Origin of the sequence: Pseudomonas sp. MPDS, assembly GCF_013283895.1 — a bacterium.
GTDB lineage: Bacteria > Pseudomonadota > Gammaproteobacteria > Pseudomonadales > Pseudomonadaceae > Aquipseudomonas > Aquipseudomonas rhizophila.
Genome location: NZ_CP054128.1, coordinates 2722774 through 2742418, shown reverse-complemented (window position 1 = coordinate 2742418; position 19645 = coordinate 2722774). Strand labels below are relative to the sequence as shown.

Below are 19645 nucleotides of genomic sequence, written 5' to 3'. Positions count from 1 at the left end.
GGCTGAGGAAGGAGTTCGTGATGCAGGCTGACCAGGTCGTTGCGCGGTGGGACCAAGAGGAAAAAGCGATTCGTGCCCGTTGGAACACCTCCCACTCCGCGACGCAGAAACAGATCACCAGCCTGACAGGCATGGAGTTGTTCGAGGCAATTTTTGCTGGGGAACTCCCGCCCGCCCCAATCGGCGATACGCTCGATTTCCTGCCCATTCACATGGAACCAGGCACAGCGATCTTCCAAGGTCGACCGCAACGAAGGCACTACAACCCGCTGGGAACCGTGCACGGCGGTTGGTTTTCCACGCTGCTCGATTCGGCGGTAGGTTGCGCCGTGCATTCGACCTTACCCGCGGGTAAGGGCTTCACTACGCTGGAGCTGAAAGTCAACATGGTCCGCGCCTTGACCGACGCGGTACCGCTAGTACGCGCCGAGGGGAAGTTGATCCATGCAGGAAGTCGGATTGCCACTGCCGAAGGCCGAATCGTTGGCCCCGACGGCAAGCTGTACGCGCATGCCACTACGACATGCTTGATCTTCGATTTCCCTGCCCCTTCTCCAAGGAGTCCCCATGAGCAAGCCTGACATTGTTCTCTGCGCTGCGGTCCGCCCCCGATCGGCACGCATGGCGCATCGCAGAAAGACACCCCTGCGATGAACTGAGTGTGGAAAGCAAAATCCTGAAGGTGTGCCCGTCGAGATCAAGACCGGAGCAAGGGCGGATCAAGATGCGCAAGACGCGCTGAATCAGGACGGGCAAGTCGTGCAGATTTTCGTAGGCAACCTCGTGGTTCCGAGTCGTCCAACAGCGGCAATATCATCGCTCCTGGATCAATGGAGAAAGTCATGAAATACACATCCTTTGGCAAAACCGGCCTGCGGGTTTCGCAGGTGGCGCTCGGCACGGGCAACTTTGGCACGGGTTGGGGCCATGGTGCCGATCCCGATACCAGCAAAGCGATCTTCAACGCCTATGCCGAGGCTGGAGGCAATTTCATCGATACAGCGGATGTCTACCAGTTCGGACAATCGGAGGAACAGATCGGCATCCTGCTGGAGGGGCGGCGCGAAGATTTCGTCATTGCGACGAAGTACAGCAGCGGCGCGCAGCCGAATGCCAATCGGCTGGTCACCGGCAACAGCCGCAGGGCCATGATCGCCTCCGTGGAAGCGAGCCTGAAGCGACTCAAGACGGATCGGATTGACATTTACTGGGTGCATCATCCCGATGGCGTCACGCCGGCCGAGGAAATCGTCCGTGGCTTCGAGGACTTGGCTCGCGCGGGCAAGATCCTCTATGCGGGCCTCTCGAACTTCGCCGCCTGGCGACTCTCCCGCACAGTGACCTTGGCCGAACTTACTCGTACCGTTCCCATCGCGGCTGCGCAGTTCCAGCACAGCCTGGTTCATCGCGAGCCCGAAGCCGACCTGTTCCCGGCATCGCACGCGCTGGGCCTTGGTATCGTCACTTGGTCGCCGCTGGGCGGCGGCATGCTGACGGGCAAGTACCGCCAAGGGGAGAAAGGTCGCGCCGAAGGTTTGGGCGGCCGGGTGTTCCAGCCGGAGAATTCGGCGCAGCGTACAAAAATCCTCGACACCGTCATTGCCATCGCGGGCGAGATCGGCGCCAGTGCAGGTCAGGTCGCCATTGCCTGGGCAGGCACCCACGGGGCAGTGCCGATCATCGGACCACGCTCAATGACTCAGCTCACCGACAACCTCGGTGCGCTGTCGCTTGAGCTTTCTTCCGAGCACATCAGTCGCCTCGATACCGCAAGCATCCTGACACCCTCAACTCCAGCGCGGACGGTAATCCCCTGGGCCGAGAGCGCGGATCGGATCGTGGCATAGCCCTGCCTCGGCGCTGTGCTGGTGTACGCGAGCGACACTCCCATATCCTGTAACCATCGCGAAGGCGACCACGCTGAGGGCGTGGCAGCTTGCGCAATCAGGTGGTGGATTCAGGAGGGCTTATCTTGAGGGTCACATCTTCCAGGCAACCGGCAGCGACGATGGCGCTGGTACATCGATACTGCACTTGCCGGTCTATCTTCGGGAGGGCTGCCCTCATTCGCCAGCGGGACGCGCAAAAGCCTTAAGCGTGCCGCGAAGAGCTTCCAACCCATCCTCAGTCAGTTGACAGGCGGTCTTGATCTTGTCCGTGACGGCCCAAAGCTCTTCGCGCAGGCCTTCCCCAGTGTCGGTAAGCGCAATCAGCACGCGGCGTTCGTCGCTTTTGTCGCGGGCTCGAGTCACCATGCCCGACACTTCAAGACGCTTGAGCAAGGGCGTGATCGTCCCGGTATCCATCCCAAGTGCAGCGCCCAGATCGCCCACGGTCCTGGGCGCGTCCGTGAACAGTTCCAGCATGACCAGGTACTGGGGGAACGTCAGCCCAAGGGGCTCCAGCAAGGGTTTGTGCAGGCGAATCATCCGATTGGCGGCACCGTACAGAGCAAAGGACAGTTGGGTTCCGACTTCCCGCTGCACGACAGCCTTTTTGGCAGGAACTCGCTTTTGTAGCCCAATATTATCTAGCTCACTAGATATTTTCCGGGCTACTGGTCGGCTGATGTCGGGGATATTGTCCAAGGCCTGTACTGTTGCCCCAGCCTGCTCACCCGCAAGCAGTTCGTCACGTGTCGCTTGAAGAATGCGGTCGGACAGCGGTTGATCGTCGACCGCTCGGGCGAGCACCATGGCGCCGACTATCGCCGACATGAAACCGATCGCCTGGTCTTCCCTGGATCGGTCACGCCGCCAGGGAAGACTGGCGCTGAACGATTCGATCATTCCGGCGACCCGGCCCGTGAACGAACGCCGCATCCCCGGTTCCCGTGCGACATCAATGGCCAAGGCAGGCATTGCGCAGCCTGCTTCCGGGTGGTCGCGGTGACCCTGACTTAGGTACCTGTCCAGAAAGGCTTGCTTGGGTGTATCGCTGCTGGAGACAGTGTCGCGCAACCGTAGCGCCAACTGGTCCATCGCATGCTCAAGGCTGGCACAAGCCAGCGCATCCTTCGAATCGAAGTGCGCATAGAACGCGCCATGAGTCAGGCCCGATGCCTTCATGACCTGCGCAATGCTCGCCCCTGCGATGCCCTTGCCGCGAAACAACCGGGAGGCCTCCTCAAGGATTTTCTCGCGCCGTTCTGCAGTCTGGCTTGCAGGATATCGCATCAGTGGACCTCGATATTTATGCTTGACGAATAACATGATGATCATCATGCTTGGCTGAAAATATTACAACCATCATACGCCGTAGCCAGAGTGCGGGCCGACTTCCGCCTGCCGGCCAATTCCACGACTACCGCTTCCATAAGCGCCAAGGGATGTAAATCCATGACGACAACTTTTGTGAATGCCCCCGTCCAGGCCATCCAGCCATTGACCGGAAAAATCGTGGCACTGCTCGCTGGCCTGGCTGCTATCGGTATGCTCTCCACCAACATCATCCTCCCGGCATTCCCCGTCATCGGTGAAGACCTGGGAGTGGACGCCCGCGCGCTTGGCCTGACGCTGTCCAGCTTCTTCATCACCTTCGCACTGGGCCAGTTGGTGGTCGGGCCGCTGGCTGACCGCTACGGGCGCCAGAAGCTGGTGCTGGGCGGACTCGCGATCTTCGTGGTGGGCACCGTCGTCGCAGGCCTCGCCAACACCCTCGATACGCTGATTGCAGGACGCGTCATCCAGGCATTGGGCGTGTGTGCCGCCTCAGTGCTGTCGCGCGCAATTGCACGGGATCTGTTTGAGGGAGAAGCACTCGCTCGCGCGTTGTCGCTGACCATGATTGCCACCGCCGCTGCGCCAGGTTTTTCACCACTGGCGGGTAGCCTGCTGTCGGTCACGCTTGGATGGCGGGCGATTTTTATCCTGGTAGGGCTGGCCGCCGTTGCGCTCGCCTTCTTCTACGTTCGCGGCCTTGGCGAGACCCATCCCGCCGACCGCCGCGCGCCGCATTCAGCCAAGAGCGTGGTGCTCGCGTATCGGCGGTTGACGCTGGATAAGCGCTTCATCCTACCTGCCCTTTCGATGAGCCTGCTGATGAGCGGACTGTTCGCATCGTTCGCCGCCGCCCCCGCTATTCTGATGAAAGGGATCGGCCTGACGTCGTTGCAGACGGGCCTGTACTTCGCTTGCACGGTGTTCGTTGTGTTCGCAGCCGGCATGGCGGCCCCGCGCCTGGCGCACCGTTACGGCCCAAGACTCATTACCACGCTGGGCATTGCCTGTGCCATGGCGGGCGGAGGGCTCCTGCTCGCAGGCCCGGCCGATCCGAGCCTTGGGTGGTATGCCCTTTCAATGGTCACGTTTCTTTGGGGCATGGGCCTGGCCAATCCGCTGGGCACGGCCATCACCATGGGACCTTTTGGTAAGGAAGCCGGGATGGCTTCCGCCCTGTTGGGCTTTGTTTCCATGGGGGCGGCGGCACTGACAACCTGGCTGGTTTCGGTGCTGACGCTTGCACCGGTTACAGCACTGGGCGGTGTCCAGACGACAGCCTGTCTGATCGCGCTGGCGCTGTTCCTTCTACGGGGCAGTCTCGCGAAATAAACACGCTAAAGCGCTGAGGCGTCGTTTCTTGTTTGCGTCATGACCAACAACTGGAGAATCAACATGCAGATCAAAGGTAGCGTGGCGCTGGTGACCGGCGCCAACCGTGGGTTGGGCAAGGCCTTCGTGCAAGCACTGCTCGCGGCGGGTGCCGCGAAGGTCTATGCCGCGGCACGTGACCCCGCCACTCTCGAAGCCCAGGCCAACGTGGTGCCAATCAAACTCGACGTGACCCGTCCCGAAGATATCGCGGCGGCGACTGAACAGGCGCACGACCTCACGCTGCTAATCAACAACGCCGGCATCAGCGGCGAAGCGCATGACAGCATTAGCCTGGAAACCCTTCGCCACGAGTTCGAGACCAACGCGGTCGCCCCGCTCGCCATCAGCCTGGCTTTCGCACCGATCCTGGCCGCCAACGGCGGTGGTGCAATCGTCAACATGCACTCGGCCCTGAGCTGGATCAACCTGCCCACCACCGTTACCTATTCGGCAAGCAAAGCGGCGGCCTGGTCGCTTACCAATGGCCTGCGCCTGCGATTGGCAAGTCAGGGCACCCTGGTCGTGGGCGTGCATGTTGCGTTCGTGGACACCGACATGACGCGCGGTATCGAAGGCGTGCCAAAGGCAAACCCTCACGATGTGGTACAGCGCGCACTGGATGGCGTTGCCAACGACCAGCCGGAAGTGTTGGCGGACGAGACGAGCCAGCAGCTCAAGCAAAATCTGAGCAACGGTATCTACCTGCGACCGATATCGTAAAACCGGGTGACCCGAAAGATCCGGCAGCTTTCATCGCCGGCTCATCTGGGCTTTGCAATCTCCTTATCGCATTGGCAGCCACGACCGCAATGAACCATGGGACGGTCAAAAGCCCACGGCATAAAGCGGATCATGCGACCAAACGCGCTCAATTCAGCTCATCAACAGGCAACGCTCGTCCTCTGACTCTTCCAACCCGATAAACCGTCGTACCCGTTGGGCGCCATGCCCTTCGCGGATTGCCTGTGGCGAGGCATCCAGCTGCACGTTGCCGTTTTCCATGAAAATCACCCGGTCAGAGATCGACAGGGCAAATTCCATTTCGTGAGTGACAATCAGCAGGGTCATGCCTTCGCGAGCCAGGTCGGCGATCACCGTAAGTACCTCGCCGACCAGTTCCGGGTCCAGCGCCGAGGTCGGTTCGTCAAACAGCAGGATGTCCGGGTCCATGGCCATGGCCCGGGCGATCGCCACACGTTGTTGCTGGCCGCCAGACAGTTGATGCGGATATTTGTGAACGTGGGCCAGCAGGCCGACCTTGTCGAGCAACTGGCAGGCCCGTTGCTCGCTCAGTGTGCGGCTGACGCCATGATAACGAGGGGCGAGGCTGATGTTGTCCAACAGTGTCCGGTGCGGAAACAGGTTGAAGTTCTGGAACACCATGCCGATGCGCTGCACGCCCTGACGAACCCGAGAGCCATCCGGTTTGTCCTCGGCATTAATGAAGCCCTCCCCGAACAACAGGATTTCACCCTGATCGATGCGTTCCAGGCCATTAATGGTGCGGATCAACGAGGTCTTGCCGGAGCCGGACGGGCCGATGATGGAAATCACCTGGCCGCTTTGCACCTTCAGGTCGATACCTTTGAGCACATGATGATCGCCGTAGCGTTTGTGCACGTCCTGCAGGTGCAGGGCCGGGGCCGCACCTTTGGCTGGGAGGCTGACCTTGCTCGATACCCTAGGTGCCAGACTGTCACGCAGCACTTGTGTCGAGGCGCTCTCCAGGGTTTGCGGTGTACGCAGGTTCAGGTCCAGGTAACGTTCCAGACGCTGCAAGGCAAAGCCAAACACTGTAACGATCAGCACGTAGTACACGCCCACAGCCGCCAGGGTCTCCATAACCAGGAAGTTCTGGGCATACAGGCGCTGGCCGACAGTCAGCAGTTCGGTCAGTGAAATCACCGAGATCAACGAGGTCAGTTTGACCACCGTGATGTATTCGTTAATCAACGTCGGCAGTGAGATACGAAACGCTTGAGGAATAACGATCAGCCGTTGCACGCCAAGCAGCCCGAGTCCCAGGGCACGGCCCGCTTCCTTCTGGCCCTTGGCGATCGAAATCAGCCCGCCACGATGAATTTCTGCCATGTAGGCGGCCTCAGTGACCACCAGCGCCAACAGGCCGGAATAAAATGGCACCGACAGCACCGGCCCGGCACCGGGCAGCAACTGCGGCAGGTTGTAGACGAAGACCACCAGCACCAGCAGCGGAATGCTGCGAAAGAACCAGATGTAGAGTGATGCGGGTATGCGCAGCCAACGCACGCTCGACAGTTTGGCCGATGCCAGGACGAAACCCAGCAGCATGCCCAGAAACCAGGCCAGGGTGCTCAGTTCGATGACGGTCAGACTCGCCGCCCAGAAGTCAGCCATGGAGAACAGCGAAAAAAAGTAAGCCCAATCGAATTGCATAGACACCTCGCGCAAGCCGCGCCCCCGATCGAGGGCGCGGTTTCAGGCATTACTCAGAGACCGGTTCCAGGTCATACGCCTTGAGAATGGCGGCGTACTCACCGTTGGCCTTACTCTCAGCCAACGCCTTGACCAGCGCCTGATAGGTCGCGTCGGCGTCTTTCTTGACGTAGATGCCCAAAGTTTGCGGGTAAACCAACTTCTGCGAGCTGACGATCACACGGCCGTTGGTACGCTGAGCGATCATGTGCGCGGCGCCGGCAATTTCCACTTGAGCCTGGATGTTCTTTGACAGCAGCGCCTGCGTCACCTCGGGTGCCGAGGGAAACTCACTGACGGTGATGGCGCCCTTGTTGTTCGGGACGCAGTAGTCGCTGGACAACTGACGGAACTTGCCGACCCAGGTGGTGCCCTGCTCCAGCCCGATTTTCAGGCCACACAGGTCTTCAGGAACCTGCGGGTTCAACTCACTGCCCTTGGGCACCATGATCGCCGCGCCGGTGTTGGCATAAGCAATGGTCCGGGCCTGGGCCTGGCGCTCCGGGGTGATGTACATGCCGGAGATGATTGCGTCGTAGTGCCCGGCGTTGAGGCCGTTGAGCAGATTGGGAAACTTGGTATCGACGAAGTTGGCCTTGACGCCCATTGCCTTGGCCAGGGAATGGGCCAACTCCGGGTCGGAGCCGACCACATTCTTGTTCGCGTCATAGGACTCGAACGGTGGGTAGGTGATTTCCATACCGACCTTCAATACACCCGGGGTCGCGGTGCTGGCGAAGGCGGCACTGGCACAGAACAGACTAGCGGCGAGCAGACTCAGTCGGGTCAAGGCGTAGGGGGTTTTCATGTTGGGAAGCTCCGTTGGTTTTTTTAGGAATGAGTGGCAGTGTTTTTCAGGCGACCGAAGCTCGATGGCTTGCGGGCTCGGGACGGCAGTTCAAGCTCGCCGTTCTCGACGCGTTTGCGCAGGTATTGATAGGTCTGCAGGGCTTGACTCCACATGTGTTCACCAATCGTCAACGCCTCGTAGACCTGAGCGTCATTGATGAATGCCGGCAACGGCTTGATCAGCGTGTGGTAGTCGCAGGCGTAAAACAGCGGGAAGCTATAGCGCTCCTGAGCCACCTTGCGCACTCGGTGAGCGGTGGCCACAAAGGTCCCAGCGGTCATGACTTCCAGCATGTCGCCGATGTTCACCACAAACGCATCGGGCATTGGCGGTGCATCGATCCACTGATCCTGGTCGTTTAACACCTCCAACCCCGGCTGATCGGCGTGCAGGATGGTGAAGCACTCGTAGTCGGTATGCGCGCCGATGCCGGGAGCATCCACAGCAGTGGCGTCGAAGGGGTAATGGATCAGCCGCAGCTTGGAAGGCGGCCGGGTGACCAGTGCGTCGAAGTAGCCCTCTTCCAGGCCCAGGGCCAGGGCGAAGCCATCGAACAGTCGGCGGCCCAGGGCAAACACGGCCTGATAGTAATTTTGTACTGCAGCCTGAAAACCCGGCACGTCGGGCCAGTGGTTCGGGCCCAGCAGCGGCGTTCGACTCAGGAATAGCGGATCGTCCACCGGCACTTCGAAACCGATGTCGAAGGCCTCTTTGTGGTCCGGCTTGCCCTTGGAGTACACCTCCTCACCTTCGGGCACGAAGCCCTTGTGGCTTTCCGAGGCACCAATGTAATGGCGCATCTTGGTCTCCAGGGGCTGCGCGAAATAATCCTCGCTCGCCTGGCGCAGGCCCTCGATCAGTGCCGGATCAATACCGTGTCCGGTGATGTACAGAAACCCCACATCGCTGGCGGCACGACCCAGTTGCTCGGCCACGGCAAGGCGATGCTCCAGTTCGATACTGAAGAGGCCGGCGATGTTCACCACCGGAATGCGATTGAAGTTGGCCTGGGTCAGCGAAGTCTTATTCATGGTGGGCTCCTTCACAGGTAAAACGGTTGAAGTGTTCGCGCTCGGTTCGCGCCATCCACTGGTTCAAGGTCCAGAGATCGGCCACTGGCATGTTGGTGAAGGGCAAGTGATGCAGATACCCGTCGGCACCGAACTCCGGGGTCAGGGTGCTGACTGCATAGCCGCGCTGAAATTGAGAAGCCCAGACCGCCTCCCAGTGGCGCTGGTGAAACACCAGTTCACGGGCATATTCCGGGGCGGCGGGATGGGGAACTTGCGGGCCCTGGTCATAACCGACCCGAGCTTGAATGTGATGAACGCGCTCGACGAAGGACGACAGATCGTCGGCCGGGTCGTCCAGTAACCGCTCACAGCACACCACCCAATGGCTGATGTCACTGGTGAAACGCAGTTCCGGCAGTTGGCAAATCAGTTCCAGAGTCACCCAAGGGCTATACAGGGAGCGGGCGCGGTGAGTCTCGAAACTGCAGAACACCCCATGCCTGGCGGCCAGCTCCAGGGCCTGACCGAAGAACTCGACCTGCTGCGCCAGAGGCCAGCGATCATTGCCTGCAAGCAGATTGACGAAACGGGGTGTCAGCTCCGAGGCCCAGCCGAGCTTACAATCGATGTCGACCAAGTGCTGGGCAGGCGTGGCGCGCTGATCAGGCAAGACATCGTAAGCACTAAACAGGGTACAAATGTAGGGGACGTGATTGCTGCGCAGGAAAGCGCCGAACTCGCCACGCTCATTGGCCTGCAGTGGCAGGCGTGCTTCGATCCCATCAAAACCGGCGGCGAGCAGTTCATCCAGGGCGGATGAATGGCCGGCGGTATAGCCCCATAAAGTACGGAAAATCTCTAGCTTCATGCATTCCTCTCGACTGCGTCGGGCCACTGGCGGATTGGGCTGGTGGCGTTGCTGGGCAGTCGAAAAGGGGCTGCTGCGGGCTGCTGCTCTGATGGCGGCGGTCCCGTGTGGAGGATCCTAAGGCCATCGTGACAAATGATTGAATAGGCTGTAGCAAATAGTTAGTTCAGAAATCCATGAACTAACATCGACCTGGTGCGTGAACCCGGGACGCCGGTGCACGTCTATCGTGCGTTTCCTAACGACGCTTGGACCAAAGCCGACCAGCCCAACGCCTGACATGTTCCTGTCAGCCTCCGGTCACTCTGACGTCAGATCCTTGCCCCTAAAGTACCCCCAATGACTGCCCTACGGTGCCAGCGTTACAGGCACCAAGGACACATCGCTTTAGCTGGACCTCTTGCCATCCGCCGGAAGGAGAAACGCAATGAGCCATCCTGATGCGCACGCTAGTGCTCTTGATCCATTTACTTGGCAATCGACGCTCGACAGCAATCTGGACAGAAAAGGCCTGTTGCTCCGCCTGTTCGCCGAACAGCGATTCATGGCCGCGCAGGTGCGAACCTGCAAGCTGGATCACAGGGACTATCTGCTTTCGCTGATTGATCTGGCATCGACGGTGAACGATGGCACTCGGCACTCATCAAGCGTCGACGGCCATCGAATGCAGAGCGTCATCACCGAAGCGGCAAAGAAAGCTCATTGGGGCAAGCCCCCAAGACATGGTCGGGCGCAAGGCATCGCTGCCCACTATGACGCGCAGACCTGCATGGCGGTCGTTCTCGATATCGAAGTGAGCGACGAAGGCCGCTTGATCATTCATGACGCGGTCGTTGTCGCGGACTTGGGTTTCTTGAAAAATCCTGGTCGCGTGCGCTCGCAGCTCGAAGGCGCTTGCCTGATAGGGATAGCGTTCGTGACATCCTGCGATTTTGAGCCGACCCTCGGAGATACCCGGCCTAAACCTGCCTATCGCACCCGTTGGCCACTCGTCTCATGGCTGCCAGGACAGATCGCGGTGCACCTGATCAATCCCACCGGGGCTCCCGAAGCCGGCCAGCCCAGCCAGACCAGTTACGCACCTGTCGCCCGGGCCTTGTGCAATGCGATTTTGAAGGCCACGGGTAACGGTTCGGTCCGGAGCCAGCTAACCGTCGCCACAGCAAACCAGCTAAATTAAAGCTTCCAGATCAGATGAGGTTCTGCGCCATGCCTTCAGGATCCAATGTTTTTTTCAACAGCCGCGGGCAACGCGGCGCGGACCTGTTCGTAGAAGTGCTTCGCAGCGAGGGGGTACGTTACGTCTTCGGCAATCCGGGGACAACCGAACTGCCTTTGCTCGACGCCCTCTCAGGCGCCTCAGACATCCAATACATCCTCGGACTCCAAGAGGCCTCAGTCGTAGCGATGGCCGACGGTTATGCACAGGCATCCGGTCGCCCCGGCTTCGTCAACCTCCATACGGCCGGTGGACTCGGCAATGCAATGGGCGCAATTCTCAACGCGAAGATGGCGAATACGCCGCTTGTCGTCACGGCGGGCCAACAAGACACGCGACATGGCGTGACCGACCCGCTGCTCCACGGAGACCTCGTCGCTCTCGCCCGACCGAGCGTCAAATGGGCGGAAGAAATTCATCATCCCGAACACATCCCGATGCTGCTGCGTCGTGCGTTTCAGGACTGTCGCACGGGGCCGGCCGGCCCGGTTTTCCTTTCCCTGCCGATAAACGTGATGGAGCAACACACGGATGTAACGGCCGGCCCGCCATCGCGAATCGAGCGCGGTGCCGTGACCGGGGCGATTGAGGAATTGGCCGCTGCCTTAGCGGCAATTACCCCCGGTTGTCTGGCGATTATCGTTGGAGAGGAAGTGTTCCAGTCGAGCGCGGAAGTTGAAGCCGTGAAGCTCGCCGAAGCACTCGGCGCGCCGGTCTACGGGCCATCCTGGCCCGGGCATATTCCGTTTCCGACGGCTCATCCGCAGTGGCGGGGAACGCTGCCTGCGAAGGCTTCCGATATCAGAGAGACGTTCTCTGACTTCGACGCAGTCTTCCTGCTCGGCGGCCATTCGTTGATCAGCTATCAATATTCCCAGGGCCCCGCTATTCCCTCTCACTGTCGCCTTATCCAATTGACCGGCGATGGACACCAATTAGGCAGAGTCCACGAGACAGCGCTAGGGCTGATCGGAGATTTAAGACTCTCCTTGCAAACGCTGTTGCCGATACTGGACAAGAAATTGGTCCCACACAGCGAGGCAATCGCAACGCTGCGAAACGTCGCAGGCCAAGAACGCGATACACGTCGTGCCGACGTCGTCGCTCGCGTCAGTCGCGAATTCAACACGCCGGTGACAACGCCTTTCGTGGCTGCCCACGAGGCTATCCGGGCAATCGGGCCGGACGTCTGGATCGTCGACGAAGCACCTGCCACGATTCCTCATGTCCGTGCCTGCCTGGACTCTCATTCGGCCCGCCAGTATCTTTTTACCCGCAGCGCCATCCTGGGCTGGGGCATGCCGGCGGCTGTCGGTACGTCGCTTGGCCTGGACCGCAGCCCGGTAGTCTGTCTGGTCGGTGATGGCTCGGCAATGTACTCACCGCAAGCACTCTGGACGGCGGCGCATGAACTACTGCCGATCACGTTCGTTGTCATGAACAACGGCGAATACAATATTTTGAAGAGTTACGCTCGTAGCCAGGCGCACTATCTGAGTGCAAGCACTCACCGGTTCATCGGCATGGACCTCTGCGACCCGGCGATCGATTTCCTGGCCCTCGCCTCTTCCATGGGGATCCCTTCCCGCAGGATCGAGCGCGCCGGCGATATTGCAGGAGCTATCGAAGAAGGTATTCGCTCAGGCTGCCCGAATCTCATTGAACTACCGATCATGCCCTGAAGGAATGGGCGCACCTTGTCCCTGCTGACACTCATCCCAAACACCCCGCATCAGGCCCTTCAGCAGCAGCGCCTCGTCCCAGCGATCCGTTATGTCGCGCCCATCATTCCCTGTGATCGCATAGGGTGGCGGGCCAAGTTCACAGGTGAAGGACAGGCTCGTGGGTGTGTTCGGTCGCGCCAGCCAATCCTTGATTCCGTAGCGCCACCAGCCCAGAAACCGGTCCAACCAGGGGCGATGCTGGGCAAAGGTCAAGGGCACCTGGACCTGCTCACTATTAGCGACTCGCCCGTGAAAGCCCCAACTGTGTCGTAGGATGGTGTGAATCTGTTCGTCGTCTTCGACCGCGGCCGGCTCAGGCAATTCGCGGCCCACAACGTAATGGGACAAGTCAGCCAACAACTTGAGGTCGGGCATCTGCGCGAGCAAGTCGAGGGTGAACAACAGGTCACTGGTGAGACGATAGCGGTGGGTTTCCAGCAGGATCGGAAAGTCCACCTGCTCGGCCAGACGCTGCCAGCCTTCGATCAGGGTGATCGCCTGTGCCAGCGTGCGCGGCCGGACGTCGGCTTGCAGCGTGAGGTGGTGGCAGCCGTAGCGGGAGGCCACCTCAAGCGCTTGCGCCAAGTCACTCACGGTGCGGGGAAACAGCTGACCTTCGATTTGCAGGCCTTGCGCCTTGGCAGCGGCATGCAGACGTTCGGCCTGTGGCGCGACCCAGAAATGGTCGGTGACCCCATCGAAGCCAGCAGCGGCAATCTTCTCCACCTGCGCCTCCAGGCAAAGATCGCATTGACCACGGTGATCTTGCATGGCCCACAGGGACTGAAATACCAGGAATTCACGCATGTCAGGGCCTTAGCAGATGTTTGAGCGAGACATCGGCGTCGGCCAATGCGTCCACAGAGAGTGGAGTCAGGTTGGCAATCAGCCGTTCACACAACTTGATGTCCTTGGCAACGCTGTTGCCCTGCCCCCAGCCGCAGGCGCCTTGCAAACGTTGCTCGGTGTCCAGGTAGAACAGCAGCAGACCACCGCCTGCCAAGGTGCGAACGGCCGAAGGTGGCGTCGGTGGGATCACGCCCACCGTCTGTAAGCCCCAGTCGTACTGATCAGACCAGAAGCCGGGAACCCCCTCGAACGGCAGCTCGCCACCCAACAGATTCAATGCCGCGTGACGGCCCTGGGTCTCGGCATTGCGCCAGGTTTCCTGGCGCTGGAATAACGCGTCGGCGTGCAGGCGAAACTCACACACATCGCCGGCAGCAAAGATGTCTGGCGCGCTGGTGCGCAACTGGGCATCGACTCGAATACCCTGGCCCACCTCAAGCCCCGCCGCCGCGGCCAATTCGACGTTGGGTTGCATGCCGATACCGACTACCACCCAGTCACAGGGCAGCACCTGGCCGTCCACCAGTTGCACCGCCTCAGCGCGTTCGATGCCTTGTACCCTTTCAAGCGCTACGTTCAGCCGCACGTCTACGCCCTGTTGCCGATGCAATTCCAACAAGGCCTGGGACACAGCTTCAGGCAAGACTCGCCCGGCCAGTCGTGGCCCGGCTTCCAGCAACGTCACCTGACAGCCTAAGGTTCGGGCCGTTGCCGCGACCTCAAGGCCGATAAAGCCCCCGCCGATGATCACCAGGCGCGTGCCGGGGATCAATGCGCTGCGCAGGGCCAGGGCTTCGTCATGGGTGCGCAGGTAAAGCACGTTGGCCAGTGGTTCAGGCACCAGGGACAAGCGACGCGCTCTGCCCCCGGTCGCCAACAGTAATCGGCTGTAGGGCAACCAACGTCCGTCGGTCAATTGCAGGCGGTGGTGCTGCGGATCCAGGCTTTTTACCGGGTTGCCCGCCAGGTGTTCGATGTTCAGTTCAGTGAGCCGGCTATCCCTCCACAGGCTGCAATCGTCCAGGTCCATCGTGCCCTGCAGCAAGCCCTTGGACAGCGGAGGACGCTCGTACGGCAAATGGAGTTCATCGCCGATCAGGATCAGCCGACCGGTATAACCCTGCTCGCGCAAGGTCAGCGCCGCGCGGCCACCGGCATGGCCGGCGCCGACGATAATCAGTGGAGCATTCATGGCGTGCACTCCTGGCGGTCAAGCTGAAATGGCGAGCAGAACCCGCCCCGCGTCGACCCGTACCGGAAAGGTCTTGAGGTTGACGCACACTGGCGCCCCCAAGGCTTTGCCGGTGCGATAGTCAAAGCGCCCGTTGTGCTTGGGGCACTCGATGACGTGGTCCATCACCAGGCCGTCAGCCAGGTGGATCGACTCGTGAGTACACAGGCCAGCAGTGGCAAAAAACTCGTTATCAGCAGAGCGGTAGATGGCATAGGTATGCGGACCGTGGTCGAAGCGAATGACATCTTCTTCATTGATTTCGCCCACGGCGCATACATCGATCCATTGATCGTTCATGGCGTTTTCTCTTGTTCGGGGTACAGCCGGAAGGTGTCAGCCCAGGGTGGCTTCAGCCTGTGGATGAGCTTCGGTGGCAGGCCTTGAGCTACCGACGGGGCGTCGCACGAAATACGTCGGGTCCTTGCGCTGCTTCAAGAGGGTCGGAATGATTTCCTTGAAGGCCTCACCTATGTTGGCGTAAGGCGGCGGGCAGTCGTGGCGGATCTCTTCATGGAGTTGCGCCAGGGCGTGGTACGGCACCATCGGGTACATGTGGTGCTCAAGGTGATAATTCATGTTCATGTACAGAAAGCGCAGTACCCGGTTCATATAGATGGTGCGGCAGTTGCTGCGGTGGTCCAGCACGTCTTCCGCCAGGCCTACATGTTGGGTGAGGCCAAACAGGTAGGACAACCAGCCGCCATACAGGATGGGCAGGCCGATATACATCAGCGGCAACCAGCTGTGCAGGTAAAGCGCCGCGCCAAAGATAACGGCGTAAATCACGAGCCAGATACGGGCCGCCAGGAACACCTTGGGCCATTCGGACTCAGGGATGAACGTCTGTTCCTGGGCATCCATTTTGCCAACCGCGTGCCGGCACACGCCCCCCATCGTCTTCAGCAGCAACGGGATCTGGAACAGGCTCAGCAGCATCATGAACAAGCTCGGTGGACGCGGTTCGACGATTTCCGGATCGCGGCCGACGACGATGGTGTCGGTATGGTGCCGGGCATGGCTCCAGCGCCACACATGGGGCTCGAACATGCACATGAAGCTCGCCACCTGGTAGAGCGCATCATTCATCCAGCGAGTCTTGAAAGCTGTGCCGTGGCCGGTTTCATGCCAGCGCGGGTTGGAGGCGGTGGCGTACAGAACGCCATACGCAAGAAAAAACGGCACACAAGCCCAAGTGCCCCAGAACCAGTAGCCGCCGAAGCCGGTGATCAGCAGGGCCAGCAGCCAGATGGCGGTGTCGAGCAAGGCCGGACCGTCGCGGCGCTGCATCAGTTGCTTCATGCGTTGACGGGAGATGGGCGACTGGTACCAACTGGCCGATACAAGGCCTTTTTCAGCCGCGCGTGCGGCTTCAGGGCCGGTCAGGCGATAGTCCCGAGTAGAGGCGGTGTTGTCTTGAGACATTGTTATTGTTCTCCGCAAGCGTGAGATGTCAGGTGCTTTGCGTAAGAAAATATAGAGAGCGTGGAAGACCCCCTCAAGGGCTTGAATACATTCCCTATCAAGCTATCATCCAGCTCCTGCGGGGCTTGATAGTTTTCTATCAAGACGCTTTGAAGGTTCATCATGAATAACAATAAACGCCCCACCATCGCCACGGTCGCCGAACACGCAGGCTTAAGTGTCGCCACCGTCGACCGCGTGCTCAACGCTCGCGCCCCGGTTAATCCAGCCACTGCCGAACAGGTGCTTCAGGCCGCCGAAGCCGTGGGTTATTTTGCCGCGCGGCTGATCGGCCAACGCATTCTCGAACGTCGCCCCACGTACCGTTTCGGCATCCTGCTGCTGGGCACCGCCCAGGCGTTCTACGCCAACCTGGCCCAAGCCATCACTGAGGCCGCGCAGCGCCAGGCCGGAGCCAACCTGACCTGCCAATTCGAATACGTTTTTGATCGCACCCCCAGCGCCATCATTGCCCAGATCGAACAGTTGGCAGTGCAATGCGACGGCCTGGCGGTGGTCAGCTTCGCCCACCCGCTGATCAACGCCGCCCTTGCCCAGATTCGCGGGGCCGGAGTGCCCGTGGTGGCACTGCTGTCGGGCATTCATGAGGCGGCGGCCGAGCCCTATGTCGGCCAGGACAATCAAGTAGTCGGGCGCACGATGGGGTGGCTGCTGGCCCGCACCTGTGGCGCGCGCAAAGGCAGCATCGGCATTCTGCTCGGTGGCCATCGCTTTCTTGGCCACCAGGAGCGGGTCGAAGGCTTGCACAGTTACTTGGCCGAACACGCACCTGGGTTGCGTCCGCTGGAGCCGCTGATCAATCTGGATAACTGCGACATCACCGAAGAAGCAACCCTCGACCTGCTGGTTCGGCATAACGATTTGCGCGGGTTATGCGTGGTAGGCGGCGGTGGCGACGGGATCATCAACGCGTTGGCGCAACTGCCCAAGCGCCCGACGCTGTGCTGCATTTTGCAGGAGTCCACCGAGCTGTCACGCCAAGCCCTGGCTCAGGGTTTGGTCGACGTGGTGATCGACTCTCAGCCGCGCCAGACCGCAACGGCGCTGGTGAATCTGTTGGTGGAATTGCAGACTGCGCAGCAGTTCGATCCTGTGCGTCACCGGGTGCATATTCCGCTGCAGATTGTGACATCGGAAAATACCCAAAGCTGATGGGCTGGCGGTACAACCTGCTCGGCCTTTGATGGCACGGCCTTCCTGCTTATGCCTGTCGGATCTACCTCCGGGCTAAACCGTTGGTACTGTTCCGCCGTCGATCACAAACTCACTTCCCGTGATAGATGCCGCTCGCGGCGAAGCCAGGAAACCGATCAGGTCAGCAACTTCGCAAGGCGTCGATGGGCGGCCGAGCGGGATACCCCCAAGTGCTTTCATGATGATCTCTTTGCCACCTTGGTAGTCAGTACCTGCCTCCTGCGCGAGTCGCTCGGCCAATGCGACCGACGCTTCGGTTTCAACCCAGCCCGGCGAAACCCGAACCACGCGGACGCCTCTGGGCGAAACCTCTTTCGATAAACTTTTGCTGTACGTCGAAAGCGCGGCCTTGGCCGCCGCGTAAGCTGTTGTAGCCTCCGGCAGTGGCAGCCGACTCTGGATGGAGGTGACGTGGATGACGACCCCTTCCCTGCGCTCCAGCATCCCCGGGAGCAAAGCGCGATCGAGGCGCACCGCCGGCAACAGGTTCAAGCTGAGCTCTCGTTGCCACTGTTCCTCGTCCAGCGCAGCAAAACCGCCGCCGGGTGCCGACGAACCACCCAGGACGTGGATCATGATGTCCACGCCACCCAGCCGCTGTTGGATCGCGGCGATCAGTACATCACAACCTTCCCGGGTCGAAAGATCAGCCGCAATCAGAAGAGCGCCCGGCATTTCCACGTCCACCTGCCTGGCCGAGGTAATGACCTTCGCACCCTCGGCCAGTAGCAACTCGACGACAGCCTTGCCGATGCCTTTGGTGCCACCGGTGACGAGGACCCGCTTGCCAGTCAAACCTAGATTCAGCATGGCGTGATCTCCAGGGAACGGATTAGACCGCCTTCCAGTGTGAAGAGGTAACTCAGTTGAACCGGGCTACCGGGGAAATTCCCAACAAGGCGCGCAATGACCGTCAGCTCGCCCTGCCCTTGCAGGGCTTGCAGTGGTTGGACCTGATAGATGAAGGCTCTGCGGGCCTCCTGTTGCCAGGCTTCGATGGCAGCCTTTCCTTCGTACGTTTTTCTTTCATCGCAAACCGTGGCGTCAGAGCGGAAGCAGCTCGCAAGTTGCGCTGTATCGCCACCATTGCTGATTGCAAAGTACGTCTGCACGACGTCGGGAAGCTGAAGGGTCATTTGCCGATCTCCTGGATGAATGTCCTGGAGCGATCTTGCTGCCTGACGGATAGTTTGTTCAACTGGGACAAACCTTTATGACCAATCCCGAAATTCAGGACAATCCATGCCACAAGATCGTTTAGGCCTCAGTGAGCTGGACGCTGTTATAGCGGTCGCACGCAGGGGCTCGTTTCGGCAAGCCGCTATCGATCTCGACGTCTCCACCACCGCGCTGAGCAACACCATCGCGCAACTGGAAACCCGCCTCGAATCGCGGCTGTTCAATCGCACGACCCGTAGCGTGGCCATCACCGAAGCCGGCAGGATATTTCTGGAGCAGGTGGGGCCAGCCTTGCAGGATCTGCGTGCTGCACTCGATGCAGTGCGATCGCATAACGCCGGGCCCTCGGGTACGCTGCGTATCAATGCGTTCGCCAGCGCTGCCCGATCGGCGCTCCTGCCACTGGTGATGGAGTTCCTGCAGCAGCATCCAAAAGTACACATCGACCTCGTCACCGAAGGCCGTCTGGTGGATATCGTGGCTGACGGCTTCGATTTCGGCGTGCGCTCAGCAAGCCTCGTTCCGAACGACGTGATTGTCGTCCCGCTCGGCCCTCCGCAACGGTACGCGGTGGTCGGTTCGCCGGCGTACTTCGAAAAACACGGTAAACCGCGAGCGCCATCCGAGCTGCTCCAGCATCGCTGCATCCGCGTTCGACTACCGAATGGAGCGATTTTCCCGTGGCATTTCGAGCGGGACGGGGAAGTGACTCGCCTCGATGTGAACGGGCCGCTTACGCTGGATGAATCCAGCGTGGTCAAGGTGGCGGTGCAGGAAGGCATGGGGCTCGGTTTTTTCATGGAGCAGGACGTTCACAACGAAATCCGCACCGGACAGTTCGTGCGGACTCTCGAAGACTGGACACCGCCCAGAGACAAGCTGTGCCTGTACTACCCGAACCGCCGCAACCCCAGCGCGGCAGCCAAGGCATTCATCGACCTGGCACGCGCCAGTCAAGCCGGTCAGGACGGGCTCGCCTGATTCAAG

General features: G+C 60.3%; 19 protein-coding genes and 1 pseudogene. 8 read left to right on the top strand and 12 right to left on the bottom strand.

The window, feature by feature from the left end; all coding sequences use genetic code 11:
- Nucleotides 1-20: 20 nt before the first annotated feature.
- Nucleotides 21-581, top strand: a complete 561-nt coding sequence (locus tag HQ912_RS12185; RefSeq protein ID WP_173406820.1) for a PaaI family thioesterase — start codon at nucleotides 21-23, stop codon at nucleotides 579-581.
- A 261-nt stretch (nucleotides 582-842) separates the two neighbouring features.
- Nucleotides 843-1847, top strand: coding sequence for an aldo/keto reductase (locus HQ912_RS12180; RefSeq protein WP_173406819.1), 1005 nt, complete (start codon nucleotides 843-845; stop codon nucleotides 1845-1847).
- A 216-nt stretch (nucleotides 1848-2063) separates the two neighbouring features.
- Here HQ912_RS12180 and HQ912_RS28095 read toward each other — a convergent pair whose 3' ends face one another.
- Nucleotides 2064-2429: a MarR family winged helix-turn-helix transcriptional regulator gene (locus HQ912_RS28095; RefSeq protein WP_409936845.1), complete on the bottom strand. Its 366-nt coding sequence runs from the start codon at nucleotides 2427-2429 to the stop codon at nucleotides 2064-2066.
- Between the two features lie 585 nt (nucleotides 2430-3014).
- Nucleotides 3015-3176, bottom strand: a pseudogene (locus HQ912_RS28090) (TetR/AcrR family transcriptional regulator); the annotation flags it as partial.
- Nucleotides 3177-3338: 162 nt separating this feature from the next.
- On the opposite strand from HQ912_RS28090, the gene HQ912_RS12165 reads away from it, so the two are divergent.
- Both HQ912_RS12165 and HQ912_RS12160 read left to right on the top strand, forming a co-directional pair.
- Entirely contained in the window at nucleotides 3339-4550 is a 1212-nt protein-coding gene (locus tag HQ912_RS12165) for a multidrug effflux MFS transporter (RefSeq protein WP_160894257.1), read from the top strand.
- Between the two features lie 63 nt (nucleotides 4551-4613).
- Nucleotides 4614-5312: an SDR family oxidoreductase gene (locus tag HQ912_RS12160; protein ID WP_047229677.1), complete on the top strand. Its 699-nt coding sequence runs from the start codon at nucleotides 4614-4616 to the stop codon at nucleotides 5310-5312.
- Nucleotides 5313-5465: 153 nt separating this feature from the next.
- On the opposite strand, the gene HQ912_RS12155 is transcribed toward HQ912_RS12160, so the two are convergent.
- Genes HQ912_RS12155 through HQ912_RS12140 form a run of 4 tightly spaced genes read right to left on the bottom strand, consistent with a single transcriptional unit; the run spans nucleotide 5466 to nucleotide 9777 of the window.
- Nucleotides 5466-7007, bottom strand: a complete 1542-nt coding sequence (locus HQ912_RS12155) for an amino acid ABC transporter permease/ATP-binding protein (RefSeq protein WP_173406818.1) — start codon at nucleotides 7005-7007, stop codon at nucleotides 5466-5468.
- Nucleotides 7008-7056: 49 nt separating this feature from the next.
- Nucleotides 7057-7854 carry a transporter substrate-binding domain-containing protein gene (locus HQ912_RS12150; RefSeq protein WP_047229679.1) on the bottom strand — a complete coding sequence of 266 codons (798 nt, stop codon included), beginning with the start codon at nucleotides 7852-7854 and terminating at the stop codon, nucleotides 7057-7059.
- Nucleotides 7855-7877: 23 nt separating this feature from the next.
- Complete coding sequence (locus tag HQ912_RS12145) at nucleotides 7878-8927, bottom strand: isopenicillin N synthase family dioxygenase (protein WP_047229680.1); 1050 nt, start codon at nucleotides 8925-8927, stop codon at nucleotides 7878-7880.
- Entirely contained in the window at nucleotides 8920-9777 is an 858-nt protein-coding gene (locus HQ912_RS12140) for a sugar phosphate isomerase/epimerase family protein (protein WP_173406817.1), read from the bottom strand. Before HQ912_RS12140 ends, HQ912_RS12145 begins: the two co-directional genes overlap by 8 nt.
- A 427-nt stretch (nucleotides 9778-10204) precedes the next feature.
- On the opposite strand from HQ912_RS12140, the gene HQ912_RS12135 reads away from it, so the two are divergent.
- A complete protein-coding gene (locus HQ912_RS12135; RefSeq protein WP_173406816.1) occupies nucleotides 10205-10957 on the top strand; it encodes a hypothetical protein in 753 nt (250 codons plus the stop codon).
- Nucleotides 10958-10986: 29 nt separating this feature from the next.
- A complete protein-coding gene (locus tag HQ912_RS12130) occupies nucleotides 10987-12678 on the top strand; it encodes a thiamine pyrophosphate-binding protein (protein WP_173406815.1) in 1692 nt (563 codons plus the stop codon).
- Here HQ912_RS12130 and HQ912_RS12125 read toward each other — a convergent pair.
- Genes HQ912_RS12125 through HQ912_RS12110 form a run of 4 tightly spaced genes read right to left on the bottom strand, consistent with a single transcriptional unit; the run spans nucleotide 12661 to nucleotide 16225 of the window.
- Nucleotides 12661-13527: a sugar phosphate isomerase/epimerase gene (locus HQ912_RS12125; protein WP_173406814.1), complete on the bottom strand. Its 867-nt coding sequence runs from the start codon at nucleotides 13525-13527 to the stop codon at nucleotides 12661-12663. The two genes, HQ912_RS12130 and HQ912_RS12125, sit on opposite strands and share 18 nt — an antisense overlap.
- A gap of 1 nt (nucleotide 13528) precedes the next feature.
- Nucleotides 13529-14761 carry an NAD(P)/FAD-dependent oxidoreductase gene (locus HQ912_RS12120; protein WP_173406813.1) on the bottom strand — a complete coding sequence of 411 codons (1233 nt, stop codon included), beginning with the start codon at nucleotides 14759-14761 and terminating at the stop codon, nucleotides 13529-13531.
- A gap of 18 nt (nucleotides 14762-14779) precedes the next feature.
- Nucleotides 14780-15100, bottom strand: coding sequence for a MocE family 2Fe-2S type ferredoxin (locus tag HQ912_RS12115; RefSeq protein WP_047229685.1), 321 nt, complete (start codon nucleotides 15098-15100; stop codon nucleotides 14780-14782).
- Between the two features lie 36 nt (nucleotides 15101-15136).
- Nucleotides 15137-16225, bottom strand: a complete 1089-nt coding sequence (locus HQ912_RS12110; protein WP_047229686.1) for a fatty acid desaturase family protein — start codon at nucleotides 16223-16225, stop codon at nucleotides 15137-15139.
- A gap of 162 nt (nucleotides 16226-16387) precedes the next feature.
- Between HQ912_RS12110 and HQ912_RS12105 the strand changes: the two genes are divergently transcribed.
- Nucleotides 16388-17437: a LacI family DNA-binding transcriptional regulator gene (locus HQ912_RS12105; protein ID WP_173406812.1), complete on the top strand. Its 1050-nt coding sequence runs from the start codon at nucleotides 16388-16390 to the stop codon at nucleotides 17435-17437.
- Nucleotides 17438-17512: 75 nt separating this feature from the next.
- Here the strand turns inward: HQ912_RS12105 and HQ912_RS12100 are convergent, their stop codons facing one another.
- Both HQ912_RS12100 and HQ912_RS12095 read right to left on the bottom strand, forming a co-directional pair.
- Entirely contained in the window at nucleotides 17513-18289 is a 777-nt protein-coding gene (locus HQ912_RS12100; RefSeq protein WP_047229688.1) for an SDR family oxidoreductase, read from the bottom strand.
- On the bottom strand, nucleotides 18283-18615 hold the full coding sequence (locus tag HQ912_RS12095; protein WP_173406811.1) for a nuclear transport factor 2 family protein: 333 nt from the start codon (nucleotides 18613-18615) through the stop codon (nucleotides 18283-18285). The genes HQ912_RS12100 and HQ912_RS12095 overlap by 7 nt, the downstream gene beginning before the upstream one ends.
- Before the next feature lie 106 nt (nucleotides 18616-18721).
- Here HQ912_RS12095 and HQ912_RS12090 point away from each other — a divergent pair, with 106 nt between their 5' ends.
- Nucleotides 18722-19639 carry a LysR family transcriptional regulator gene (locus HQ912_RS12090; RefSeq protein WP_173406810.1) on the top strand — a complete coding sequence of 306 codons (918 nt, stop codon included), beginning with the start codon at nucleotides 18722-18724 and terminating at the stop codon, nucleotides 19637-19639.
- The last annotated feature ends 6 nt before the right edge of the window (nucleotides 19640-19645 follow it).